The sequence below is a fragment of the Sinorhizobium sp. KGO-5 genome (assembly GCF_036245905.1).
Lineage (GTDB): Bacteria > Pseudomonadota > Alphaproteobacteria > Rhizobiales > Rhizobiaceae > Sinorhizobium > Sinorhizobium meliloti_A.
In genome coordinates this window covers 1-23732 of sequence record NZ_BDIZ01000011.1, presented here as the reverse complement: position 1 = coordinate 23732, position 23732 = coordinate 1, and the positions used below count along the sequence as shown (strand labels likewise).

Sequence of the window (23732 nt, the reverse complement as noted above, 5' to 3'; positions counted from 1 at the left end):
CGTGTCACATTCCCGTCAGTTCGTCCGTCCCTTGCATTGCGGCTTTGAGCCGGTTTTGCAAGTCTCAGGCAAAGATCTTGCCCGGATTGAAGATGTTGTCGGGATCGAGAGAGCGTTTGATCTGCCGCATCAGATCCAGCGCATCGCCGAGTTCGGCCGCAAGAAACGGCATCTTGCCCTGCCCGATCCCATGTTCGCCCGTACAGGTGCCGTCCATGGAGAGCGCCCGCCCATTCAGCCGCTCGACGAAAGCCTCCGCCTGCGCCACGTCAGCCGCATCCGTGTCGTCGAAGAGCAGCCCCACATGAAAATTTCCATCGCCGGCGTGCCCGACGATCGGCGCGACCAAACCATGCGCAGCAATGTCTTCATGCGTCGCCGCGACGCAGTCGGCAAGACGCGAGATCGGCACGCAGACATCGGTGGAGAGAATGGCGCGCCCGGGCATGAGGCTCTTCTGCGCCCAGTAGGCGTTGTGCCGTGCCTTCCAGAGCCGTGCCCGCTCTTCCGGATTGGTCGTCCAGATGAAACCCGTAGAACCGAATTCCGACGCTATTTCGGCGAATTGACGGGACTGCAGCTCGACGCTCTCCCCGTTGCCGTGGAATTCGACGAAAAGGGTGGGCGTTTCCTGGTAGGTCAGGCCCGAATAGGCATTGCACGCCCTCATCTGCAACGCGTCCAGGAGTTCTATGCGCGCCACCGGGATGCCGGACTGGATCGTCAGGATCACGGCATTGCAGGCGTCGGCAATCGTCGGAAAAGGGCAGACGCCGCCGGAAATCACCTCCGGTATGCCCTGCAGGCGAAGCGTGATCGAGGTGAGGATGCCGAGGGTGCCTTCCGCGCCGACGAAGAGGCGCGTCAGGTCATAGCCGGCCGACGACTTGCGCGCCCGATGGGCCGTCCTGATTTCGCGCCCGCCGGCGACAACGGCCGTGACGGCGAGCACGTTTTCCTTCATGGTGCCGTAGCGCACCGCATTGGTGCCCGATGCACGCGTCGACGCCATGCCGCCGATCGAGGCGTTTGCGCCCGGATCGATCGGGAAGAAGAGACCGGTGTCGCGCAGGAAGCTGTTGAGTTCCTCCCGCGTCACGCCCGGCTCCACCGTGCAGTCCAGGTCGTCGGCATTGACCGCAAGCACGCGGTTCATCCGCATCATGTCGACCGAAATGCCGCCATGGGGCGCGTTGACGTGACCTTCGAGCGAAGAGCCCGTTCCGAAGGGGATGAGCGGCACGCGGTGCTCACATGCGATCTCCACGACCTCGCGCACCTCGGCTGCACTTTCGGGGAAAACCACGGCATCGGGCAGCTGCGCGGGAATGTAGGTCGTCGTGTGGGCGTGCTGGGCCCGGATCGCTTCACCGGTCTGGAATCGATCGCCGAAGCGTGTGGCGAGGTGTGTTTTGGCCGCCGCGATACCGTTCTCGTTTCTCGCCCCTGCCCGGATTGCGTTCACCGCCACGAAAATTCTCCTTCTCATCTCCCGATGCGCCTTCGCGGCCCCGGAAGAGCGCTCTTTCGTCTTGAGCGCCCGCACAATCTATCCCCAATTCGCACTCGAATTAAGGGCACCCGGTCCGGCGCGACAAGGAAAATACGCGAGGGCTCACTCTCCCGTCTCCACTCTCGCAAATCCGTCGCGGGCGCTTTGGACGGCTTCGAAGATCGACACCGTCCTTGTCCGCACGCGCCCCAGCCACCCGGCCGACCGGAAGCGCTTACATTTCAATGGGCTACTGTGCAAATCGGAATCACTTTGTCCAGAAGTTCACCGGTTTGGAGCGGCATCGCGTCAAAAAATTACCGCCGGTGATACCGGCTTGTCACAAGTCCGGCCGACTGGAGGGCACCGCAGCGAATGCGCCTTTTGTTTGCAGGCCTATAGGGTATTATGTCCGGAAAGGGAGAACGTCGCATGTTCGGGCTGCTTGCTTTGATCACCGCGTCGATTTTCTTCGGCGCCGCCATTTACATCAATGTGGCTGAACAGCCTGCCAGACTGGCGCTGGACGGAGGTGCAGCGCTGCGGGAATGGGTACCCGCCTATCGGCGCGGCTTCGAGATGCAGGCTCCTCTCGCGATCGTTTCCTGCCTCCTCGGCGCTGTGGCATGGTGGCAGTCAGGCGATGCGCTCTGGGGCTTGGGAGCGGCCGTCATCATACTCAACTGGCCCTATACGCTTTTCGTCATCATGCCCGTCAACCAGCGCCTGGAGACGACCCGTCCGGATCAGGCGAATGCGGAAACCCGCGAACTGATCGAGCGCTGGGGCAGGCTCCATGCCGGCCGCAGCGCCCTCGGTGCACTCGCTACCCTCATCTATCTCGCTGCCGCAGCAGGCGGCTTCTGACGATCCGCGGCAATTGCGCCGCGCCACCTGCCGCTGCCTCAGATTTCGACCATGTCAGATCTTGAGCACCTCGGCCGCCTTCATCTCCTCCAGCAGCTTCCGCTCCTCGTCGGCATGTGGCTTGGTAAAGCGGGCAATGACCAGATAGGCGACGGGCGTCAGATAGAGCGTCACGACCACCGCCAGGCCCAACCCACCCACGAGCACCCAGCCAAGGGCGATGCGTGCTTCGGCGCCGGCACCGCTTGCCAGAACCAGCGGTACCGCGCCCACGACGGTCGCGATCATTGTCATCATCACCGGCCTAAGACGGATATTGGCGGCATTCTCGATGGCGCTGCGGACGTCCTGCCCACGGTCGCGGAGCTGGTTGGCGAACTCGACGATCAGGATGCCGTTCTTGGCCATGATGCCGACCAGCATGACGAGCCCTATCTGACTGTAGATGTTGAGCGTGTTGCCGGTCACGATCATTGCGAAGACGGCGCAGGCGAGACCGAGCGGCACGGTCGACATGATGATGAGGCCGCTCACGAAGCTTTCGAATTGCGCCGCGAGCACCAGAAAGATGATGACGAGCGCGAAGCCGAAGGTAACGAACAGGCCGTTGGCGTTCTCGTCCAGCGTCGCGGCCTCGGCAAGCGGCATGATCCGCGATCCGGGCGGCAGAAGGGGTTCGGCGATCTCCTCGACCATCGACAGCGCCTCGCCGAGTGCGAGATCGGACTTCAGGCCGGCCGACAGCGAAACGGCGCGCAGTTGTGATTCGCGGGAAAGCTGCGGCGCCACTGCCTTCTCCTCGACCGTGGCGATGGACGACATCGGCACGATGCGGCCGTCGCCGGCCTTGACGAAGATGTTCTGCAGATCCGTCGGGTCGTTGAGCGGCTCGGTGGAAGAGAGCAGTTTGACCGGATAGGACTCTCCTTCCACGAAGATATCGACGACGCTGCTGCCGTCGAGCATCGCCTGCAGCGCCCAGGAGAGGCCACCTATGTCCACGCCGAGGTCGGAGGCGCGCTCCCGGTCGATCGTCACCGACAATTGCGCCTGGTTGGCCTCGTAGTTGAGCCTCACATTCTCGAAGCGGCCGGTATCCTCCATCGCCCTGACGAGCTTCGCCGCCGCGTCGCCCAGCTTCGTGTAATCATTGCCGACAAGCGCGACCTGCAGGCCGCTGCCGGCACCGCGGATACCGAGGCTGTTCGCCTGGATGGTGAAGGCGCGAACCGACGGGATCTTCGACGTCGCCCTGTTGATGTCGGCGACGATCTGGCCCTGCGTACGCTCGCGCGCTTCCCATGGGGCAAGCGTCAGGACCATGAAGCCGCTATTGGCCGAGCCGCCCTGACCGGAAATCGAGAACACATTGCTGATCTCGCCGGATTTGAGCAGCGGCTGCAGGCCCTCTTCGATGCGGCGCAGCTGTGCCTGCGTGTATTCCAGCGAGACGCCCTGCGGCGCGTTGACCCGCAGCATGACCTGCGAACGGTCCTCGTTCGGCGTCAGCTCCGACTTGAGCGTCAGAAAGCCCAAAGCGCCGACGGCGGTAAAGAAGGCGGCCACCGCGAAGACGATGAGCGGCGCATTGAGGCAGGCGCGAAGCGTCACGCGGTAGAAGGCGGAAGCGCGCCGGCCGAAGCGCTGCATCACCCCCTCATGCTCATGCGGCTCTTTCGTCAGCATGCGCGAGGCGAGCATCGGACAGAGCGTCAGCGAGACGAAGGACGACAGGAGGATCGAGAAGGCGAGCACGAAGCCGAATTCACGGAAGAGCCCGCCCGTCTGCCCCGGCAGGAAGGAGAGCGGAACGAACACGGCCGCCAGCGTAGCCGTGGTTGCGAGCACGGCGAAGAAGACCTCGAGCGTACCGTGGACGGCGGCGGCGCGCGGACCGAGGCCCTCGGCCCGGCGCCGCACGATATTTTCGAGCACCACGATCGCATCATCGACGACGAGCCCGGTCGCAAGCACGATCGCCAGAAGCGTCAGGATGTTGATCGAGAAGCCCGCAAGATAGATCGCGGCCACCGTTCCGATCAGCGCGATCGGCATGGTTATGGTCGGGATGAGCGTCGCGCGCCAGTCGAGCAGGAACAGGTAGATGACGAGGGTGACGATGAAAACGGCGACGAAGAGTGCGATCTCCACCTCATGGATGGCGCCGTTGATGAACACCGCATCGTCGCTGGTGATCTTGAGCTCGGTTCCGGGCGGCAGGATATCCGAGGAGATCGCGTCCACGACGCTGCGCACGCCCTCGGAAATATCGACCGTGTTCGACTGGGCCTGGCGGATGATGCCGAGGCCGATACCCTCGCGGCCGTTGGAGCGCAGCGCCGAAGTGCCCGTATCCGGGCCGAGGGTCACGGTCGCGACGTCGCGAAGCCGGACATTGTTGCCGAGCATCAGGTTTTCGAACTGCTCGGGCGTCTGGAGGTCGGCCGTCGCCCGAACGGAGATGTCCTGACTTGCGCTCGTCAGCGAGCCCGCCGGCACATCGTAGGAGGCGTCGGAAAGCGCCTCGCGAAGATTGGCCACGGTGACTCCGCGTCCGGCGAGCTTCGCCTGATTCAGGTCGATACGGAAAATCTTCTCCTGGTCGCCGTAGACGGTGACGTCGGCAACGCCTTCGACCGCGGCCAGCCGGTCGCTGATCTCGTTCTCGACGAGCAGCGTCATGTCGTCCATGCTCATCGTGTCGGAGGTCAATGCAAGGCGCATGATCGGCTGGCTGTCGGAATCCGCCTTCACGATGCGCGGCTCGTCGGCATCATCAGGCAATTGGCCGGTGATCCGGCCGAGCGCATCGCGAACGTCGTTGGCCGCCTGGCCGATATCGGTCGTGTCGGAGAATTCGAGCGTCACCCGGCTGCGCCCGAATGACGAGGAAGACGAAATGCCCTTGATGCCCTGCACGCGCGAGACGGCACCTTCGATGACCGAGGTCACTTCACGGTCGATCGTTTCCGGCGAGGCGCCGTCGAACTCGGTCGTGACCGAAACCACCGGCTGGTCGACCTGCGGCAGTTCGCGGATCTCGACGCCGTTCCAGGCGGCAAGACCGGCCACGACGATCAGCGTGTTGACGACCAGGGCGAAGATCGGCCGGCGGATGAAAAGCGCGGTGAAACCCGTCTTTCCGCCCTGCCCTCCGCCTGGTTGATGGCCTCCCATGCCGATATTCATTTCGCGTCTCCCGCGACCTTCTGCTCGGCCTCGGCCGCAGGCTCGCCGGCGATCCGCACCACGCCGCCGTCGCGAAGCCGCTGCACGCCCTCGGTCACGACGCGGTCGCCCTCGGCGAGGTCCGCATCGACAAGCACCCTGTCGGGATTGCGCTGGATGATCTTGATCGGCACGCGCTCGCTTTTGTCGCCTTTGACCCGCCAGATAAAGGAGCCTTCGGAGCTCCACTGGATCGCCAGCGGGTCGACGGTGGGATATCGGTCGCCGTCGAATGCCACGGTGACCGAAAAGGACATGCCGGCGCGCAGCATGTCATCCGGATTCTCGAGTCGCGCCCGGACCCGGAGCGTCCGGCTCTCCGGGTCGAGGCGGTTGTCTATCGCGTGAACGACGCCCTGAAGTGCACGACCTGGCTGCGCGATCGCGCTCGCGGTCACCGGCTGATCGACGGAGATCTTGCCTGCGAAGCGCTCGGGCACCCAGAAATCGACGAGTATCTGCGACCGGTCGTCCACGACGGCGATCGGCGTCGAGGTCGTGACGTAATCTCCTATATTGACGGTGATGATCCCGACCACCCCCTTGGAGGGCGCCACGATATCGCGGCGCTTCAGGTCGAGCTCGGCGGTTTTCAGCGCCAGTTCGGCTGCCTGCAGCGCGATTTCGGAGTCACGCACCTCGACGGCCGTCACTGCGCGCGCGGTGCTGAGATTGCGGTAGCGCTCGACCTTCTCCCGGGCACTGTCGCGGGTCAGCCGCGCCTGCTCGGCAGCGATCATCTGGTCGTCGCTGTCGAGGCGCGCGATAACCTGGCCTTCCGTGATCCTGTCGCCCGACTTCACCAGTATTTCCGTGAGATTTCCCGTTGCGGTCGGCGTCACGGTAACCGAGCGGATCGCTTCGCCGTTGCCGATCGCGTTCAGCCTGTCGTTGACGACGGCGCGCTCGGCAGGCTTAACGACGACCAGGGGGGCTTCCGCGAAGCCGCTGCGTCGACCCTGCCCGCGCTCGCCATTGCCCGAACCGCCCCCTGCCCCTTCGCCGTCCTTTGGTCCCGACAACGCATCGATCAACGGTTGCGAAACCCCGATCGCCGCCAAGGTCTCACCCGCGCCGGGCGCAAAGCGCACCCACGCGGCGCCCCCGACGGCGAGGACGACGACGCTGATCGCGAGCTGATTCCAAAAGCGCATTCATGTCTCCAAAAGAAAAGCTCTCCAAAAGAAAAAGCCCTCCAAAAGAAAAGGGCGCTCCAACGAGGCGCGCACCCGATGGAACGTTCCGATTTGCGCCGATTATCGTTGTTTGCAGACGTCCGGGCAATCTCGGAATGGCATCATTACGCAATTGTAACAAAAGCGATTTTGGTGGCGGCATGATGGCCCCTGCGCCCGTCCTGAACCGCACACGCTGGCGGCGGGTCGGCGGCATGTTTACAGCTTGCGTGGCTCGGCTATTCTGTTCGTCGCCGGCGGCTGTTTCGGGCCGGCTCTCGACACGAAGGGAGACGGCAATGTGCGATGCATGCGTCATGGAATCGGTCAAGCAGCGGATGATGTCGCGGCGGAGTTTGCTCCGTGCGGCCGCGGTCGGTACGGCAGGCATTGCCGCCGCCGGCATGGGGATCGCACCTCCGGCGCTTGCCGCCGGCCACGGCAGCGTCACCGATCTCACCCATGAACTTCATGAGGAGTTTCCGACTTTCTTCGGTCAGCAGCAATTCTTCCGGGAGCAGAAGTTCAAATATGCCGAACACAAGTTCAACCTGTTCGAACTTCGGGTGAACGAGCACACCGGCACTCATGTCGACGCGCCGCTGCACTTCTCCGCCGACGGCCTTTCAGTCGCCGAGTTGCCCCTCGACAAGCTGCTCGTGCCGCTCTGCGTCGTCGACATCCGCGAGAAGGCGGCCGCCGATCCGGATGCGCAGCTGACGCCGGACGACATCAAGGCGTGGATTGCGGCCAATGGAGACATTCCCGAAAATGCCTGCGTCGCCATGCTGTCGGGCTGGTCGGATCATCTCGGTACCGACAAGTTCCGCAATGCAGACACGGCCGGTAAGATGCATTTCCCCGGCTTTCACGTGGAAGCAGCCAAGTTCCTGATCGAGGACACGAAGGCAGCCGGCATCGCCGTCGATACCCTCTCGCTCGATCACGGCATTTCGCCCGATTTCGCCACCCATTACGCCTGGCTGCCGGAAGGCCGCTGGGGCCTCGAGGCGGCCGCCAATCTCGACAAGGTGCCGGCCAAGGGCGCGACGCTGGTCCTCGGCGCACCAAAGCACCGTGGCGGCACCGGCGGCCCGGCCCGCGTCTTCGCCCTCGTTTGAAACGCATGGAGTAAGCATGAGCACTGTGGCGCCGCCATCCGGTCCCGAATCCGACCCACGCGTCAAGGCCGTCTTCGACGACATCCGGGCGACTCGGAAATCGGACTTCATCAACAATATGTGGCTCTGGCTCGCCTTCGACCCCGAACTGCTGGAGCGGACCTGGGCGGAGGTCAAGGCGGTAATGGCGACGCCTTCGGCGCTCGACCCGCTGGTGAAGGAAATGCTGTATATCGCGGTTTCCGTGAGCAATGGCTGCGGCTACTGCATTCATTCCCACACCGCCGCCGCAAGGACCAAGGGAATGACGGACGCCGAGCACGCGGATCTCCTGCGCGTCATTTCGCTCGCCGCCAAGACCAACCAGCTGGCGACGGCCCTGCAGGTCCCGGTCGATCCGGTGTTCGACGCGTCCGGCAAAACATAGACGGCGGCATGCCGACCTGAGAACATCAGTCTTTCCACAGGCATGCGCGAGCGGGCGAAGGTTCCGGAATAAAAGAAGAACATCCTTTCTGGCCTTTCGGTCCCGAATCACTACATTGGGCCGCATGACCAAAGGTTTTGACGATATTCCCTTTTTCGACGAGGAACCCGCGCCGCGGAAACCCGCGGCCGCCGGCGGCGGCATCGCGGCGCGCGCCATGGCCGCCCGCGACAAGACCCAGCGACCGGACTATGTCTCCGGGCTCAACCCGGAGCAACGGGAGGCAGTCGAGGCGCTGGAAGGTCCGGTGCTCGTGCTCGCCGGCGCCGGCACCGGCAAGACGCGCGTTCTGACGACGCGGATCGCCCATATCCTTTCGACCGGCCGCGCCTATCCCTCGCAGATCCTCGCCGTCACCTTCACCAACAAGGCGGCGCGGGAAATGAAGGAGCGCATCGGCGTGCTCGTCGGCCACGCCGTCGAGGGCATGCCCTGGCTCGGCACCTTCCACTCGATCGGGGTCAAGCTCCTCCGCCGCCATGCCGAACTGGTAGGCCTGCGGTCCGACTTCACCATCCTCGACACCGACGATGTCGTTCGACTTATCAAGCAGCTCATCCAGGCGGAGGGTCTCGACGACAAGCGCTGGCCGGCCAAGCAGTTCGCCGGCATGATCGACACCTGGAAGAACAAGGGCCTGGACCCGTCGCAAATCCCGGAAGGCGATGCCCGCGCCTTTGCCAACGGCAAGGGCCGCGAGCTCTATGCCGCCTACCAGAACCGGCTGCTGACCCTGAATGCCTGCGATTTCGGCGATCTGCTGCTGCATCCGATCCGCATGTTCCGCGCCAATCCGGACGTGCTGAAGGAGTATCACGCCAAGTTCCGCTACATCCTCGTCGACGAGTACCAGGATACCAACACGGCGCAATATATGTGGCTGAGGCTGCTGGCCCAGCGGACGCAGGGTTCCGGGAAGAACAACCCCTCCCCAAGCCCTGCGGCGCCGCAGTCCAGCCCCTCCCCCTCGTGGGGAGCGGTTGGGGAGGGGCATTCCCCTGGCGCCGAAGAGAGAAAGCCCACCGTCAACATTTGCTGCGTCGGCGACGACGACCAGTCGATCTATGGCTGGCGCGGCGCCGAGGTGGACAACATTCTTCGCTTCGAGAAGGATTTCCCCGGCGCCAAGGTCATCAAGCTGGAGCGCAACTACCGCTCGACCGAGCATATCCTCGGCGCGGCGGCGCATCTGATTGCCCATAACGAGGGCCGGCTCGGCAAGACGCTCTTTACCGAACGCACCAATCCCGACGACGAGAAAGTGCATGTTCATGCCGCCTGGGATTCCGAGGAGGAGGCTCGCGCGATCGGCGAAGAGATCGAGCAGCTCCAGCGCAAGAAGCACAACCTGAACGACATATCGATCCTCGTGCGGGCCTCTTTCCAGATGCGCGAGTTCGAAGACCGCTTCGTCACGCTCGGCCTCAACTATCGCGTCATCGGCGGTCCTCGCTTCTATGAGCGCCTCGAAATTCGCGATGCCATGGCCTATTTCCGCCTCGTCTGTCAGCCCGCCGACGATCTCGCCTTCGAGCGGATCGTCAACACGCCGAAGCGTGGCCTCGGCGAGACGACCGTCCGCACCCTGCACGACTACGCCCGGGCCCGCGACATCCCGATGCTGGCCGCGGCGAGCGAGATCGTCGAGACGGACGAATTGAAGCCGAAGGCGCGCAAGGGCCTCTTCGACGTCGTCGCCGATTTCCGCCGCTGGCAGGCTTTGCTCGAATCGACGCCGCACACCGAACTTGCAGAGCAGATCCTCGACGAGAGCGGCTATACCGCCATGTGGCAGGCCGACAAATCGGCCGAAGCGCCCGGGCGCCTGGAAAACCTGAAGGAACTCATCCGTTCGATGGAAGCCTTCGAGTCCATGCGCGGCTTTCTCGAGCACGTCGCCCTCGTGATGGACGCCGAGCAGAACGAGAATATGGACGCCGTCTCCATCATGACGCTGCATTCGGCCAAAGGGCTGGAATTCGACACCGTCTTCCTGCCGGGGTGGGAGGAAGGGCTGTTCCCGCATCAGCGCGCCCTGGACGAGGGCGGCCGCGCAGGTCTGGAGGAGGAACGCCGCCTCGCCTATGTCGGCATCACCCGCGCCAAGCGCCGCTGTCATATCTGGTTCGTTTCGAACCGCCGCATCCACGGCCTCTGGCAATCGACGCTTCCCTCACGCTTCCTCGACGAGTTGCCGCTCGCCCATGTGGAAGTCGCCGAACAGGAGGTCTCTTATGGCGGTTACGGTCGCGGCGGTTACGGCCAGTCGCGCTTCGACAAGGCCGATCCCTTCGAAAACAATTATCAGACGCCCGGCTGGAAGCGCGCCCAGCAGCACCGCTCGGACGCCACCCGCGACAATTGGGGCACCCGCTCCGGCCACGCCATCGAACGCATCGGTTACGGCGAATCAGGGCCTCGCACCCGCACCATCGAAGGCGAGCTCGTCGCCAAGTCGACGAGCGCCGAGCCCTCCCGTTTCAATGTCGGCGACCGGGTCTTCCACATCAAGTTCGGCAACGGCAACATCGCGGCGATCGAGGGTAATAAGCTGACGATCGATTTCGACCGCGCCGGGCAGAAGCGTGTGCTGGATGGGTTCGTAGAGCCGGTGTAAGCACTTCCGGAAAAATGTGCAGCGCTTTTCCGCTCTACCCTATCCCAGGCCTCAAAACATCTTTCGATACATGACGAAGCCCGACTTCTCGGCCACCTTGTCGTAAAGCTGCATCGCCGTGTGGTTGGTCTCGTGGGTCAGCCAATAGACGCGCGGCGACCCCGCGCGTTTCGCCGCTTCGTAGACGCCGTTGATAAGCGCCCGGCCGACCCCCTTGCCGCGGCCGGCCTCGTCGGTGAAAAGGTCCTGCAGATAGCAATTCGGCTGGATCGACGTCGTGCTGCGGTGGAAAATATAGTGCGTCAATCCGATGAGCCGCCCTTCGCTTTCGGCGACCAGCGCATGCATCGGCTCATAGGCATCGAAGAAGCGCGACCAGGTCATCTGGGTGATGTCGGGATGGAGCGCCGTTTCACCGGCTCGGCCGTAAAAGGCGTTGTAGCCGTTCCAAAGCGGAAGCCACTGCTCATAGTCGAGGCGCGTTATCGGGCGTATGGCAAGATAGTCGGACATTCTCAATCCCCGTTCGCAAATTCAGGCGCACTACAACTATCTTTGCCGGAAGCCTGTGTCACCGCCCCAGCGCAAGACCCCGTTTATCCGCCCCTCGCCTGTCTCAGCAGCGCGATCACCTCGGCATCCGTGGTCTGCTCGAAATCGTCGTAATAGACGCTGACCGCATGGAAAGGGGTGGGGGTGGCGAGACAGACGAGCCGGTCCACCTCGTCCCGCAGGGCGACGATCGCGCTCTTCGGCGAGACCGGAACGGCGAGCATCAGTGCCGCGGCGCCTGCCTGCCGCAGGGCTTTCGCCGCAGCTTTGGCCGTTCCGCCCGTGGCAATGCCGTCATCGACAATGATGACATTGCGCCCGCTTGGAGAAATTCGCGTCTGATCGCCCAGATAGAGGACGCGGCGGCGCGCGAGTTCGAGCCTTTGCCGCTCGGTCTCCGCCTGCACGTACTTCTCGGAAGGACTGACGATACGCATTGCCTCGGCATTGAGGACGACCTGCGGCTCGTCGCTGTCGACCAGCGCTCCGAGACCGAATTCGCGATGACCGGGTGCGCCGATCTTGCGAACGATGAGGAGTTCGAGGGACGCGCCGAGGGTTCTTGCCACCTCGAAGGCCACCGGTACGCCGCCGCGCGGCAACGCCATCACCAGCGGGTCGGCGAAGTCCGCGTTCTCGGTGAGATGCGCTTCGATGGCGCGAGCAAGCCTTCGACCCGCATCGGCTCTGTCTGCAAAGGGTATGTCTGCGAAGGATATGCCTTCCTGGGCCATGACATCGCTCCCTGAAAAGCTCCGCGACCGATTGCTACAACTATGGAGAGAGTGATCGCTCAAATTGCAGCGAATTTCGCCAGCTTTCGTTAATGCGCCATCGTTACCAATGGCCTTGCATAATGGCTGAAACGCAAGCCGCACTTTATTTTAGCACGACAGGCCGTTTCGAAATGAGCTTTCTCTCCGCCATACCGGTCATCGCCCTTCTTGCCATGCTACCCGTTCTCCTTTCTCTGCGGCCGGTCGCCGCTGTTCGGGAGTTCTCCGCGGGTTGCGCGCTCTCGGCAGCTTCGGCAGGCGCTTTGACGGTCGCGGCTGCGTTGCAGGCGCCGGTCGCCGCAATGTTCGGCTATGCGGGTCTCGCCGTTTCCCTCTTCTTCGTCCTACAGGGCCTTCGCTGGTTCCTCGCATTGTCGATGCCTGCATCGCTTTGTCTGGTGCTCGCATTCTCGAGCGGCGTGCTCGGCTTCATCATCGCGCTCGGCGGCCATGACAGTCCGGCCGCTGCTGTGATTGTCGTTGCGGGCGTTGTCGCGGCTCCACTTCTCGTCCTTGGTCTGGCCGCAGCCGACCGCTGGCCGAGCGAAAAGCCGGCGATCAAGATCGTAGTCGTCGGCTCCGCCGCCGTGGTTTTCACCGCCCTTGCTCATGTTCTCGGCCCATCGTCGCACGTCGTGCAGGGGCTCCCGGGCCCGCCCGCTTCGATGCTGTTTGATTTCCTGCTCGTCACCATGCGGGTGCTGTGCCTTCCCCTTGTCTTCCTGGCCGTGATCCTTACGATGCAGGCCCGCATCATCGCCGGGTTGAGGGCCATGATCGCACGCGACGGCTTGACCGGTGCGCTGTCGCGCGGGACGCTCATGGAAGAGGGCGAGCGGATCTTCGCCGAGTGCCTCGCACGCCAGGAGCCGGCTGCCTTCCTGCTGCTCGACCTCGATTTCTTCAAACAGATCAACGATCAGTACGGGCACGCCTGCGGCGACATGGCGCTCGCGCATTTTGCCGAAACCGTCTCGGCTTTCCTCGCCGGACGGGGCGTCCTCGGACGGATCGGTGGCGAGGAATTCGGCATCGTCCTGCCGGACCACACGGAAGAGCAGGCAAAGGCGCTTGCGGAGGACATCTGCCGCGTGGTGCGCGAGACGCCTGCCGGCCGCTCGCATCAGCGCATCCGTTTGACCGTGAGCATCGGGATCGCCGCCGCCATTGCGGGCGAAACGATTGCCGACGTGATGATACGCGCCGATCTCGCTCTCTACGACTCAAAGGCGGATGGTCGCGACCGTTGCTCGGTAGCAAGGGATCGCCGCATCGACGCCAGCGCCCGCGCCCTTGCGGCAGCCGCCGCGCAATTGCGCGAAGCGCGTGCCGCCCGGTCGGAACTGCGCCACTCGGCGTGACTTCTCGCACGATGGATCCTGCATATCGACGGGCGTGGCGGCCGGTGCTTGCATTGCAGCATCCGCTGCCTATCTGAACGGTGCAGTTCATTGGAGGATACTCATGTTGCGCCGCATCCGTGCCTTGCTTGTCGCCGGCCTCACCGTCACGGCCGCGGCGGTTTCGCCCGTCCACGCCGAAACCGTTGGGCAGGTGGGGGTCGACTGGCTCGGCAACGATATCAAGATCGATGCCGTGAGCGACCCGAAGGTGACCGGAGTTACCTGCCACGTCACCTATTTCGATCGCAGCGTCATCGACCGCCTGAAGAACGGCAACTGGTTCGAGGATCCGTCGAACAACTCCATCGCCTGCCGCCAGACCGGCCCCATTGCCATCGGCGATATCGACCTGTCGAAGGAGGGGGAGGAAGTCTTCCGTTCCGGACTGTCCCTCATCTGGAAAAACCTGCTGGTGACACGTATCTACGACAAGGCCAACGACACGCTGATCTATCTGGCGCATTCGAGGCAGTTGACCGACGGTTCGGCCAAGATGTCGATCACCACGGTCCCGCTCTATGGCCAGCCGGTCACCTGGAAGAATGGGCGGCCGGAATAAGCGATCCGGCAGACGCAGCAGATCAAACGGCCGGAAGGGGAGTACGGGTTTCCGCACTCCCCTTCCGAGCTACAGCGCGCGCTTCTGCGAGACTAAGGCCTGCCGCATTTTACGCCGCATACATAATTTCTTGAGCTGGTGCGCCTCGATGAAACATGCAGTAGCTGATTTCGCGCCTTACGGTTTAGGCGGCACAATACCCCGATAGTAGTCGCCCTCACCCGGGTCGAATCTCTCCTGGTAGGTACCGTTCGGAGACATCATACGACCTCCGTCGATACTCCCTGTCGCAGTCGGGTCGACCGAAGACGGAGGCAGGTTACGCGACGTCGGCATGCGCACCTGATTCTGCGTCCCCGGAGGGTGGTTCGGGTCGAGGCCCTGATAGTAGCTATCCGCAAAGGCTGGCGCCGCGGCGCCCACCAAGGCGGATGACAGGACAAATGCAGCAAATGATTTTTTCAGAGAAAGTCTCATGACATTAACTCCTATGTCCGTTAGGCATCCCACCTCCCAATGGATGCTACTGTTCAGCATACGAGCCTCCTACGGATGCTGCGGTTACAAAGATAACACCGGGCACCGGTCGAAAGCGTTTGACGATTTGTCACTTTTGCTCATCCAAGAGTGATGCTCATTACGTAACTGTAACTTGACCGCCCCCTCCACCGACCAAGGTGGCATTGCGGGCGCGTCCTCAGCCTGAAAGAGCATGCAGCGGCGGACCATCGCCTCTGAAGGCGGTGGTCCGCGAAAGCGCAATGCGCTCGAAGACATCAGGAATGTTTACGGACGGGGAGCCGGAGGCGCGATGCCTTGATAATAGTCCCCGTCACCGGGGCCCTGATACTCGTTCGTATAGTGCTCCCGTACCCGGCCGGGAGCGTTGCTCGCCCGGCTGCCCGGCGCCGGTTCCATGTAGATGCTGCCGGTCGGTGCCGGATCGACATAGACGCTGCCCGTCGGTGCGGGATCGACATAGACGCTGCCGGTCGGGGCAGGATCGACGTAATACGGACGGGCCGGCACCATTACCGCCCCTCTGTTCTGAGTGCCCGGAGGATTATGCGGGTCGATGCCCTGATAGTAACTGTCTGCAAAGGCCGGCACGGCGACGCCGGCAAGCGCCGATGAGAGGGCAAATGCAGCGAGCGATGTTCTGAAAGAAACTTTCATGGCGTTGCTCCTGTCTGTTTCCACATCAGCTTCCAAACGCGGAGGCTGTAATCACCAGCAGACGGCTTCTCGCCAAATGCTGCCTGTGCATAACTCGTTTGGCGTGCAGGGGTTCCTTGCGTGCGACCGCTACGTTTTCACATTTGCTCGCTCCGCCGTGATGCCGATCGCCGTGCAACAGCCGCCGAGCGTCCGCCGGCTCATGCGAAAAGGCCCGCTTTCGCGGGCCCATTCGGAAACCGTCCCTGGCGGTCCGGCAGTCATGCTTTCAGGGCAGAGCCGACCTGAAAAATCGTGATTAGGCTGCCTGTGCCAGTTCCTCGGCGATGACGGTGTCGAGATTGAGGAAGCAGACCATGGATTTTTCAAGCGCGACGATGCCGCGGCAGAAGGCGCGCTGGGCTTCCGGGATGATCTCCGGCGCGGGCTGCAGGTCTTCGCTGCGAATCGTCATCATATCGGAGACCTGCTCGACCAGCAGTCCGACGAGCTTGCCATTGATGTCGGTGACGATGATGGCGGAGCGCTCCGACGGCTCGGTCATCTTCATGCCGAGGCGGCAGGCCATGTCGATGACCGGGATCACCGCACCGCGCAGGTTTATGAGGCCGAGAACGTACGGCGGCGTGTGCGGCATCGGCGTAACCGGTGCCCAACCGCGGATTTCCCGGATTGCCATGATGTCGATGCAGAATTCCTGTTCACCCAGGTGAAAGGAGACGATTTCGAGATAGGCGCCTGACTGCTTGATTGCGTTGCTCATGATCAAAACTCTTCCCAATTTTCACCGGACGCCGTTACCGACGGCGTTGATCCCGGCATGTTGCCGAATGCGCCAGCCAGTTTTCCCATCAGCGCCTTTGCTGGAGATGGAGCTGAACGCGTGGATGATTGCGCGGCCGCGGGCTTGCGAAGTGACACGGGCGCGGCAGCAGTCGCTGTTGCCGCCCCGGCCGGAGCGCCTGGCCTCGCCGAGCCTGCCCTGCCCGGCGGCCGGATCGCCGCCGTGCGGATCGCCGTCTCGCGCGCCTGCCCGTGGCGGAATTGCCCGACGATCTCGCTGAGCTTCTCGGCATCCTGCGCAAGCGTATGGCTCGCCGCATTGGTCTGCTCGACCATGGCGGCATTCTGCTGCGTCATCTGATCGAGTTGAGCGACGGCGGTATTGATTTCGCGGAGGCCCGTCGATTGCTCGCGCGCCGCCATGACGATCGAACTCATATGTTCGTTGATGCAGGCCACTTTGGCACCGATGCGGCCAAGCGCGTCGCCGGTCTCCTGAACCAGCCTGACGCCGGTCTTGACCTCGTTGCCCGAGCGGCTCACCAGAGCCTTGATATCCTTCGCGGCACCGGCAGCGCGCTGGGCGAGCTCCCTCACCTCCTGGGCAACGACGGCAAAGCCCTTGCCGGCCTCCCCAGCCCGCGCGGCCTCGACCCCGGCATTGAGCGCCAGCAGATTGGTCTGGAACGCGATCTCGTCGATCACGTCGATGATCTTGCCTATCTCGCTGGAAGCGCCCTCGATGCGGGCCATGGCGGCGATCGCCTCGCCGACGATGCGCCCGGACTCCTCGGCATTGATGCGGGCCTCGTCGACCATATGGCTTGCCTCTTCGGCGCGCTCGGTCGCTGTCTTCACAGTGACGGTGATTTCCTCGAGCGCGGCCGAGGTCTGCTCCAGCGATGCGGCCTGTTTTTCCGTTCGCCGAGCCAGATCGTCGGCCGCGCTGCGCATCTGCCGCCCGTTCGATTCGATCGAGGCGGTATTCTCCGTGACACTCGAAAGGACATGGCTCAGCCGTTCCACCGTGTCGTTGAAGTCGCGGCGCAACGCATCGAGCCCGCTATCGAAAGGCTTGCGGATCGCAACCGCCAGATTGCCGTCTGCAAGCTGATTGAGCGCTCCGCCGAGGGCTTCGACTGCGGTCTTGATCCGTCCGATAGCCTGCTCGCGCTCCGTCTCGTGCCGCTCGCGTTCCGCCTCGATTTCCTGCCGACTCGCCCTCGCCCCTTCCTCGAGCGCGCGTTTCTCGATTGCCGAGACCCGGAAAAGCTCCACCGAACGTGCCATTTCGCCGATTTCGTCGCCGCGGTCGAGCCCCGCCACTTCAGCCGTGAGATCGCCCGAATGTATTCGCCGCATGCCGTCCCGCAGACCGAGGATGCCCCGGCGCAAGACGTTCCCATGGAACCAGATAAGGCCGATCAGGGTCGCCATTGCCAGCAAACAGGCGGCTGCCTGGAGCATGAGCCCATGCTCACCATTGGTGCGGACATCTGCGATGCGCGCCGCGGCCAGGCCGGCTGCGGCATCGGCCAGTTGCGCAAGCGATGCGCCAACGCGCTCGCCTGCGGCGTCGATGACATCGTCGATGCGGGCGAAATCCTCGCCTGGCGCTCCGGCCTCCACGAGCGCTTTCAGGTCCTGCTCGACGGCCTTGCGCAGTTGGGCGATATCCGCTTCGTAACCGGCAAGAACTTCCGGCTTGCCGACAAGACGCGCGAGCGCCTCGAGATCGGCTTGCCTGCCCTCGATGACCTCGAGCGAGGATTTGATCTGGGCCGCACGCTCCGGCTGTATCCGGCGTTCGCCGCGGTCGACGATGGTGTCCATTGCCGCAAGCACGAGCTTCAGGCGGGCAAGGCGCATTTCCTCTATCGTTCCCATGTCGCGCTGAGCGATAACCGCCTTGTCGAGCGCCTCTTGCGAGCTGCCTTGCTCATAGAGGCCGACGGCGAGAACGGAACCGAAACCGAGAAAAGCTGCCCCCGCAAGCGTCGCAAGGCGTTGGCTGACGGAGAGCGTTCTCCTGGCGGATGCAAGGGTGTTCATCGATATGGCAGTCCATAGCTGGACCCGCCGCGGCAGGCGGGGTCCTCCGTTGCGATCGATGCGGAAAACCGGGCTCGATCAAACCGGATGACCTCATGTCATATCGAAGTGGTTCACTTCTCCGCGTCTGTGGACAGTGGCAAACAGACCTTAAACAATCGCTAAAACAGGGGCCGCGACTTTGCGGAAGTTCGCGCGTTTCGACCGCTGCTGCCCTTTTCCTTCCGTCTCATGGTGTTATGATCGCCTCATGCGCACGGACACCAAAAAGTCGCTCTCTCCCCTGATCTTCGCCCTCGCCACCGGCGTGCTCGCGCTCGTCTTCCTGCTCGCCTTCAGAGGCTGGATCGCGAATGGCGCCGACATTTTCCTGTCGCTGGCGCAAGCCGGCCTCGCCTGGTGCATTTGAGACGCATCGCCTCGAGCACACCTGCGGCAATTGTCCCCTTTGCACCCGTGTGTCCGAAGCGGTATCAACGCTACATTCCTGACGGCCGGACGGCGCCGTGCGTCGGTTTCAGATGCGTCGGGGCAGCAACAGACTGGTGGCAATAATGAAATCCATACGCATCGTTCTCTGGGTAGCCATTCTCGTCATGGTGGCCGTCCTCGGCTGGCTGACCTTCGACATGACGCAGTCGAAGCAGCAGGCCGCATCCGGCCCCTTCGGCGTACCCTTTACCCTCGTCGCCCAGAATGGCGAGCCCATCACCGAGAAAGCGTTCACCGGCAAGCCGACGGCGCTCTTCTTCGGCTTCACCCATTGCCCGGAAGTTTGCCCCACCACGCTGTTCGAACTGAACGGCTGGCTCGATAAGGTCGACCCCGAGGGCAACAAGCTGCAGGCCTACTTCATCACCGTCGATCCGGAGCGCGATACCCCCGAGGTGCTCGGCCAGTATGTTTCAAACGTGTCCAAGCGCATCACCGGTATCTCCGGTCCGCCCGAAAAGGTGCTGGAAATGGTCAAGGGTTACCGCGTCTATTACAAGAAAGTCCCCACCGACGAGGCAAAGCCGGACGGCGACTACACAATGGATCATACAGCCTCGGTCTTCCTGCTCGACGCCAACGGCCAGTTCAGCGGAACGATCGCCTATGGCGAAAATCCCGAAACGGCCGTCAAGAAGCTGGAAAACCTCACGCGCGGCTAACAAGGCTTGCCCGTCTATCCTGCGGGCGCCGGCAATCCCGGCGCTTTGCCTTTGTACCTCATTCATGATAGCGGCGAACCGCCCACAGCGCGCGCATCCGTTCGGACGCGCCGAAGCCACTGTGGCCCTTTTGAATGGCTGCATGCCGAAGGAAAGCACCGTGAGCGAGATACGCCTTTTCGTTACCACTACCGAGAAGCAGGCGGCCGCCGTCCTCGACGTCATGAGCGCAATCTTCGAAGAAGACGATTACGCGATCGCGACCATGGAGATCGACGAGAAGCGGGATGTCTGGGAGGCCTCCGTCTACATGATGACGGATGAAGAGGAGAGCGTGAGATCACGCCTCGCTCAGGCACTCGAAGCCGAATTCTCGCACCTTCCGATCGAGCGCGAAGTGCTGCCGGATGTCGACTGGATCGCCAAGTCGCTGGAGGGCCTCGCCCCCGTGCGCGCGGGCCGCTTCGTCATCCACGGCTCGCACGATCGCGACAAGGTGAAGCCGGGCGAGATTGCCATCGAGATCGATGCCGGTCAGGCCTTCGGCACCGGCCATCACGGCACGACCGCCGGCTGCCTCGAAATGCTTGCCTCCGTCGCCCGATCCCGGCCTGTCCGCAACGCGCTCGACCTCGGGACGGGAAGCGGCGTGCTGGCGATCGCCGCCTGGAAGCTCCTGCATGTTCCGGTGCTCGCAACCGACATCGATCCGATCGCAACGCGCGTCGCCGCCGACAACGCCCGTCGCAACGGCGTCGTCAACGGCTTGACCTTCGCCACGGCGCCCGGCTTCCACTCGACCACCTTCAGCGCCAACGGCCCCTTCGACCTCATCATCGCCAACATTCTGGCGCGGCCGCTGATGAAGATGGCGCCGCAACTTGTGGCCAACCTCGCTCCGGGCGGTTCGGTCATCCTCTCGGGCATTCTCGCCGAACAGCGCTGGAAGGTGCTCGCAGCCTATAACGGCCAGAACCTCAGACATGCGTGCACCATCTGGCGCAATGGCTGGGTAACCATTCATCTGACCAGATAAGTCATGCTTATCGCAGACGCGTCCGGTCGCGGCGTCCGCTTCAGTGTTTCTATGAAACGTTGGAATGCTCTAAAGCGCATCCCTGATCGGGAACATGTCTTCGCCGTAATGATGAAGCCTCGTGTGATGTCGGCGGCATAACCACCGCACCTTCAAAGGCTCGTCGTATTGATCGTGATGGGCATCGACCGCTTCGATCCCGCAAACCTCGCACGTTTGCTTTTCCAGCTCGCCTGCCTTCACGGCTCGCTGCACAGCGAGGTGAGCATCATATTTTCCCGGATTGGCACGGCGCCAATTGGCTTGGCGGGTATCGGTTTTCAGCATCGCTGCTCTACCTCTGCATGCTCCGTTTGAGAGATATCCTCGCAAGTCGACCGTAAGCGGACATATCACGAAGCAAACCGTTCTTCATTTGTTTTCCCGTGGACACCGCCTCTTTCCACAGGAACCTCCGTATCGACCGAAACGGGAGCTGAGAAAACGAAAAGGCCGCCCGGTCCATCATGACGGGCGGCCTTCTCGAAACAAAGGCGATGCCGAAGCATCGCCTGCTGACCGGCTTTTGGCCGACCATACCCGCGAGCTTGAGGAGGAGGAGCGCTCAAGCGGGCTCTACCGTTCCGAAGCTGGCCACCCTGAGGGAGGAGGAGAACAGATGACCAACTATTCTCGGAACTGCAGTCTTTTGAACCGGCGGACGTTCGTCCGTGTTCGTTGAGGCGGCTTATAACCTATAATTCCGATAGAGAAAGCCACATTCGGGCATGGGTGCCATGCGCCGCGTGCATATGTATTACAAATGAGCAAATGGCCGCCCGCGCTGCCCGAGGTGCCGGACGTTCACGCGAATTTCGCCTCCCTCTCCGGGAGCGGATCTTAAGTTGTTATTTTATGCGGGTCGTTACCCCAAAACCGCTGCACACTTTTGGAAGAGATGCATTAACATGCTCGTCTCACCTGCGGTTCTCCGCCAAGCTTACCGGGAAAGTCCATGTTCCAATCCTTCGAAGTCACCTCCACGCCCCAGTTCGGCAAGGAGAGAACCACCGCCCTGCGTGCCGCCCTCGCAACCCTGGGCGTCGATGGCTTCCTCGTGCCGCGTGCCGACGAATTTCAAGGGGAGTATGTGCCCCGCAGTTCCGAGCGGCTGTCGTGGCTGACGGGCTTTACCGGTTCGGCCGGTGTAGCGCTCGTAACGCAGCGCGAAGCGATCGTCTTCGTCGACGGCCGTTATGTAACCCAGCTCAAGGAGCAGGTGGACGGCAGCGTCTTCACCGGCGGCGATCTCATCGGCGAACCGCCGCATGTCTGGCTGGAGCGTCATGGACCCAAGGGCTTCCGCCTCGGCATCGATCCTTGGCTGCACACCGCGGCGGAAGTTCGCCGGCTCGAAAAGGCGCTGACGGCGGTCGGCGGCAGTGTCGTCCTTCTCGACCACAATCCGCTCGACCGGCTCTGGGCCGACCGTCCCGCAGCGCCGCTCGGGCCTGTGACGATCCAGCCGGTCGAGCATGCGGGACAATTGGCAAGAGACAAGATAGCGGAGATCGCGGCGGGCGTGTCAAAGGCGAAGGCCGCGGCCGTCATACTTACCGATCCCTCCTCCGTCGCCTGGACCTTCAACATCCGTGGCAGTGACGTGCCGCACACGCCGCACCCGCTGGCACGCGCCATCGTCCATGCGGACGGAAGCGCCGAGCTTTTCCTCGACAAACGCAAGACCGGCATCGAGCAGGAGGCCTACCTGACGCAGCTCGCCGATATAATGGCGCCTGCTACCTTCGACGATCGGCTCGCCGCCCTCGCCTCAACCGGCGCAGCCATCATGATCGATCCGGATCTCGCCCCCTTTGCGATCGGCGAGCTGATTCGCAGGAAGGAAGGTTCGGTGGTCGAGGCGGTTGATCCCGCCCGCCTGCCACGCGCCTGCAAGAATGCAGCCGAGATCGCCGGATCGACCCGGGCGCACCTGCAGGATGGTGCGGCGATGGTCGAGTTCCTCGCCTGGCTGGACGCGCGGGAGCCCGGCAGCGTCACCGAAATCGGCGCAACCAGGCAATTGGAGGCGATGCGCGCGGCCGTCGGCGAGCGCATGCAGAACCCCCTGAAGGACGTTTCTTTCGACACGATCGCCGGCGCCGGTTCGCATGCCGCAATCATGCATTACCGGGTCACGAACGAAACCGACCGGCGGATCGAGGCGGGTACCATGTTCCTGATCGACTCCGGCGCGCAATACATCAACGGCACGACCGACATCACCCGCACGGTCGCGATCGGCGCGGTGCCGGAAGAACAGAAGCGATTCTTCACGCTCGTGCTCAAGGGCATGATCGCAATCAGCACGGCGCGCTTCCCGAAGGGGTCACGCGGCGTCGATCTCGATCCGCTCGCCCGGATCGCACTGTGGAAGGCGGGCGCCGATTATGCGCACGGGACCGGCCACGGTGTCGGCTCCTATCTCTCGGTCCACGAAGGACCGCAGCGCATTGCCCGCCTTGCCACGCAGGAATTGCTGCCGGGCATGATGCTGTCCAACGAACCCGGTTACTATCGCCCCGGTGCCTTCGGCATCCGCATCGAGAATCTCGTCGTCGTCCGTCAGCCGGAGGAGATCGATGGCGGCGACCAGCCGATGCTCGGCTTCGACACGCTGACCTTCTGCCCGATCGATCGCCGGCTCGTCCTTCCCGCCCTGCTGACCGACGACGAGCTCGACTGGCTGAATGCCTACCACGCGGAAACGCGGGAAAAGCTGATGCCGCTGCTGTCGGACGCGGAGACGAGAGACTGGCTGGTCAATGCTACGGAAGCAATCGCACGGTAGCTCGGAACCGGGCGGCCCGGCGGTGTGGGCTGGGGCTGGGGTACCGCCGGGCCTCCGTTGGGAGGGTCGATTTCTCAACCAACAGCATGGTTATATTTGCGGCGACGCTTTCGCGTAACCCGCGAATTTTACTGGATCGCAGCCTTAGAGCGTCTCATAAGACACACAAAGGTCGCTGCAGGAAACTTTTCGGGACTGCAATCTCTTCTTCCTCATCCCTGCGCATGTCACAGAGATGAGGGCAGCGCCGCGCCTGCGGCGCGACGAGCACTGTTGGGGTGGACGGCTCCCAACGGCATCGCAATGTGCCAGAGTGAGTCGTTAAGACATCAATCGAGGGAGACCGTCCGTGGAGCAGATTATCCGAATTGGCATGGATACGTCAAAGAGCGTTTTCCAGTTGCATGGAGTGAACGCCGCCGAG

20 protein-coding genes are annotated in these 23732 nt (G+C 63.0%); 10 read left to right on the top strand and 10 right to left on the bottom strand.

Annotation, left to right across the window (positions count from 1 at the left end; translation table 11 throughout):
• Positions 1 to 64: 64 nt before the first annotated feature.
• Entirely contained in the window at positions 65 to 1471 is a 1407-nt protein-coding gene (locus tag BHD07_RS27810) for an FAD-binding oxidoreductase (RefSeq protein WP_100671668.1), read from the bottom strand.
• A 453-nt stretch (positions 1472 to 1924) separates the two neighbouring features.
• Between BHD07_RS27810 and BHD07_RS27805 the strand changes: the two genes are divergently transcribed.
• The gene (locus tag BHD07_RS27805; RefSeq protein WP_100671669.1) at positions 1925 to 2359 is read left to right on the top strand and encodes a DUF1772 domain-containing protein; all 435 of its coding nucleotides are present in this window, start codon (positions 1925 to 1927) and stop codon (positions 2357 to 2359) included.
• A 54-nt stretch (positions 2360 to 2413) separates the two neighbouring features.
• On the opposite strand, the gene BHD07_RS27800 is transcribed toward BHD07_RS27805, so the two are convergent.
• Together BHD07_RS27800 and BHD07_RS27795 are read right to left on the bottom strand one after the other, a co-directional pair.
• Positions 2414 to 5548, bottom strand: a complete 3135-nt coding sequence (locus BHD07_RS27800) for an efflux RND transporter permease subunit (RefSeq protein ID WP_338283916.1) — start codon at positions 5546 to 5548, stop codon at positions 2414 to 2416.
• Complete coding sequence (locus BHD07_RS27795) at positions 5545 to 6741, bottom strand: efflux RND transporter periplasmic adaptor subunit (RefSeq protein WP_100671671.1); 1197 nt, start codon at positions 6739 to 6741, stop codon at positions 5545 to 5547. The genes BHD07_RS27800 and BHD07_RS27795 overlap by 4 nt, the downstream gene beginning before the upstream one ends.
• Before the next feature lie 320 nt (positions 6742 to 7061).
• Here BHD07_RS27795 and BHD07_RS27790 point away from each other — a divergent pair, with 320 nt between their 5' ends.
• From BHD07_RS27790 to BHD07_RS27780, 3 genes are all read left to right on the top strand, one after another.
• Positions 7062 to 7883, top strand: coding sequence for a cyclase family protein (locus tag BHD07_RS27790; protein WP_100671672.1), 822 nt, complete (start codon positions 7062 to 7064; stop codon positions 7881 to 7883).
• A 16-nt stretch (positions 7884 to 7899) separates the two neighbouring features.
• Positions 7900 to 8310: a carboxymuconolactone decarboxylase family protein gene (locus BHD07_RS27785; RefSeq protein ID WP_018095422.1), complete on the top strand. Its 411-nt coding sequence runs from the start codon at positions 7900 to 7902 to the stop codon at positions 8308 to 8310.
• Positions 8311 to 8434: 124 nt separating this feature from the next.
• A complete protein-coding gene (locus BHD07_RS27780) occupies positions 8435 to 10987 on the top strand; it encodes an ATP-dependent helicase (RefSeq protein WP_127711977.1) in 2553 nt (850 codons plus the stop codon).
• Between the two features lie 51 nt (positions 10988 to 11038).
• Here the strand turns inward: BHD07_RS27780 and BHD07_RS27775 are convergent, their stop codons facing one another.
• Both BHD07_RS27775 and BHD07_RS27770 read right to left on the bottom strand, forming a co-directional pair.
• Positions 11039 to 11500 (bottom strand): GNAT family N-acetyltransferase, encoded by a 462-nt coding sequence (locus BHD07_RS27775; protein ID WP_338283915.1) that lies wholly within the window; start codon positions 11498 to 11500, stop codon positions 11039 to 11041.
• 83 nt (positions 11501 to 11583) lie between these two features.
• On the bottom strand, positions 11584 to 12273 hold the full coding sequence (locus BHD07_RS27770) for a phosphoribosyltransferase (RefSeq protein WP_338283914.1): 690 nt from the start codon (positions 12271 to 12273) through the stop codon (positions 11584 to 11586).
• A gap of 122 nt (positions 12274 to 12395) precedes the next feature.
• Here BHD07_RS27770 and BHD07_RS27765 point away from each other — a divergent pair, with 122 nt between their 5' ends.
• Together BHD07_RS27765 and BHD07_RS27760 are read left to right on the top strand one after the other, a co-directional pair.
• The gene (locus BHD07_RS27765; protein ID WP_338283913.1) at positions 12396 to 13676 is read left to right on the top strand and encodes a GGDEF domain-containing protein; all 1281 of its coding nucleotides are present in this window, start codon (positions 12396 to 12398) and stop codon (positions 13674 to 13676) included.
• 103 nt (positions 13677 to 13779) lie between these two features.
• Positions 13780 to 14277 (top strand): CreA family protein, encoded by a 498-nt coding sequence (locus tag BHD07_RS27760; RefSeq protein WP_338283912.1) that lies wholly within the window; start codon positions 13780 to 13782, stop codon positions 14275 to 14277.
• Positions 14278 to 14454: 177 nt separating this feature from the next.
• On the opposite strand, the gene BHD07_RS27755 is transcribed toward BHD07_RS27760, so the two are convergent.
• The 4 genes from BHD07_RS27755 to BHD07_RS27740 all read right to left on the bottom strand — a co-directional run bounded on the left by BHD07_RS27755 (position 14455) and on the right by BHD07_RS27740 (position 18288).
• Positions 14455 to 14814: a hypothetical protein gene (locus BHD07_RS27755; protein ID WP_100671678.1), complete on the bottom strand. Its 360-nt coding sequence runs from the start codon at positions 14812 to 14814 to the stop codon at positions 14455 to 14457.
• A gap of 249 nt (positions 14815 to 15063) precedes the next feature.
• On the bottom strand, positions 15064 to 15453 hold the full coding sequence (locus tag BHD07_RS27750; protein ID WP_338283911.1) for a hypothetical protein: 390 nt from the start codon (positions 15451 to 15453) through the stop codon (positions 15064 to 15066).
• 298 nt (positions 15454 to 15751) lie between these two features.
• A complete protein-coding gene (locus tag BHD07_RS27745) occupies positions 15752 to 16216 on the bottom strand; it encodes a chemotaxis protein CheW (RefSeq protein WP_003536237.1) in 465 nt (154 codons plus the stop codon).
• Between the two features lie 2 nt (positions 16217 to 16218).
• A complete protein-coding gene (locus BHD07_RS27740) occupies positions 16219 to 18288 on the bottom strand; it encodes a methyl-accepting chemotaxis protein (protein ID WP_338283910.1) in 2070 nt (689 codons plus the stop codon).
• Between the two features lie 250 nt (positions 18289 to 18538).
• Here BHD07_RS27740 and BHD07_RS27735 point away from each other — a divergent pair, with 250 nt between their 5' ends.
• The 3 genes from BHD07_RS27735 (at position 18539) to BHD07_RS27725 (ending at position 20478) form a co-directional block, all read left to right on the top strand.
• On the top strand, positions 18539 to 18697 hold the full coding sequence (locus BHD07_RS27735; RefSeq protein WP_100671682.1) for a hypothetical protein: 159 nt from the start codon (positions 18539 to 18541) through the stop codon (positions 18695 to 18697).
• 145 nt (positions 18698 to 18842) lie between these two features.
• On the top strand, positions 18843 to 19442 hold the full coding sequence (locus BHD07_RS27730) for an SCO family protein (protein ID WP_324762007.1): 600 nt from the start codon (positions 18843 to 18845) through the stop codon (positions 19440 to 19442).
• A 160-nt stretch (positions 19443 to 19602) separates the two neighbouring features.
• The gene (locus tag BHD07_RS27725) at positions 19603 to 20478 is read left to right on the top strand and encodes a 50S ribosomal protein L11 methyltransferase (RefSeq protein ID WP_338283909.1); all 876 of its coding nucleotides are present in this window, start codon (positions 19603 to 19605) and stop codon (positions 20476 to 20478) included.
• Between the two features lie 69 nt (positions 20479 to 20547).
• Here BHD07_RS27725 and BHD07_RS27720 read toward each other — a convergent pair whose 3' ends face one another.
• Positions 20548 to 20805: a hypothetical protein gene (locus BHD07_RS27720; protein ID WP_003536225.1), complete on the bottom strand. Its 258-nt coding sequence runs from the start codon at positions 20803 to 20805 to the stop codon at positions 20548 to 20550.
• A gap of 667 nt (positions 20806 to 21472) precedes the next feature.
• Here BHD07_RS27720 and BHD07_RS27715 point away from each other — a divergent pair.
• The gene (locus BHD07_RS27715; protein ID WP_338283908.1) at positions 21473 to 23308 is read left to right on the top strand and encodes an aminopeptidase P family protein; all 1836 of its coding nucleotides are present in this window, start codon (positions 21473 to 21475) and stop codon (positions 23306 to 23308) included.
• Positions 23309 to 23732: the final 424 nt, after the last annotated feature.

Bases quoted from the DNA above. Each gene is read 5' to 3' on its own strand.
- BHD07_RS27805 (WP_100671669.1), top strand. From the start codon at position 1,925: ATGTTCGGGCTGCTTGCTTTGATCACCGCGTCGATTTTCTTCGGCGCC.
- BHD07_RS27800 (WP_338283916.1), bottom strand. From the start codon at position 5,548: ATGAATATCGGCATGGGAGGCCATCAACCAGGCGGAGGGCAGGGCGGA.
- BHD07_RS27795 (WP_100671671.1), bottom strand. From the start codon at position 6,741: ATGCGCTTTTGGAATCAGCTCGCGATCAGCGTCGTCGTCCTCGCCGTC.
- BHD07_RS27790 (WP_100671672.1), top strand. From the start codon at position 7,062: ATGTGCGATGCATGCGTCATGGAATCGGTCAAGCAGCGGATGATGTCG.
- BHD07_RS27785 (WP_018095422.1), top strand. From the start codon at position 7,900: ATGAGCACTGTGGCGCCGCCATCCGGTCCCGAATCCGACCCACGCGTC.
- BHD07_RS27780 (WP_127711977.1), top strand. From the start codon at position 8,435: ATGACCAAAGGTTTTGACGATATTCCCTTTTTCGACGAGGAACCCGCG.
- BHD07_RS27775 (WP_338283915.1), bottom strand. From the start codon at position 11,500: ATGTCCGACTATCTTGCCATACGCCCGATAACGCGCCTCGACTATGAG.
- BHD07_RS27770 (WP_338283914.1), bottom strand. From the start codon at position 12,273: ATGGCCCAGGAAGGCATATCCTTCGCAGACATACCCTTTGCAGACAGA.
- BHD07_RS27765 (WP_338283913.1), top strand. From the start codon at position 12,396: ATGGCTGAAACGCAAGCCGCACTTTATTTTAGCACGACAGGCCGTTTC.
- BHD07_RS27760 (WP_338283912.1), top strand. From the start codon at position 13,780: ATGTTGCGCCGCATCCGTGCCTTGCTTGTCGCCGGCCTCACCGTCACG.
- BHD07_RS27755 (WP_100671678.1), bottom strand. From the start codon at position 14,814: ATGCTGAACAGTAGCATCCATTGGGAGGTGGGATGCCTAACGGACATA.
- BHD07_RS27750 (WP_338283911.1), bottom strand. From the start codon at position 15,453: ATGAAAGTTTCTTTCAGAACATCGCTCGCTGCATTTGCCCTCTCATCG.
- BHD07_RS27745 (WP_003536237.1), bottom strand. From the start codon at position 16,216: ATGAGCAACGCAATCAAGCAGTCAGGCGCCTATCTCGAAATCGTCTCC.
- BHD07_RS27740 (WP_338283910.1), bottom strand. From the start codon at position 18,288: ATGAACACCCTTGCATCCGCCAGGAGAACGCTCTCCGTCAGCCAACGC.
- BHD07_RS27735 (WP_100671682.1), top strand. From the start codon at position 18,539: ATGCGCACGGACACCAAAAAGTCGCTCTCTCCCCTGATCTTCGCCCTC.
- BHD07_RS27730 (WP_324762007.1), top strand. From the start codon at position 18,843: ATGAAATCCATACGCATCGTTCTCTGGGTAGCCATTCTCGTCATGGTG.
- BHD07_RS27720 (WP_003536225.1), bottom strand. From the start codon at position 20,805: ATGCTGAAAACCGATACCCGCCAAGCCAATTGGCGCCGTGCCAATCCG.
- BHD07_RS27715 (WP_338283908.1), top strand. From the start codon at position 21,473: ATGTTCCAATCCTTCGAAGTCACCTCCACGCCCCAGTTCGGCAAGGAG.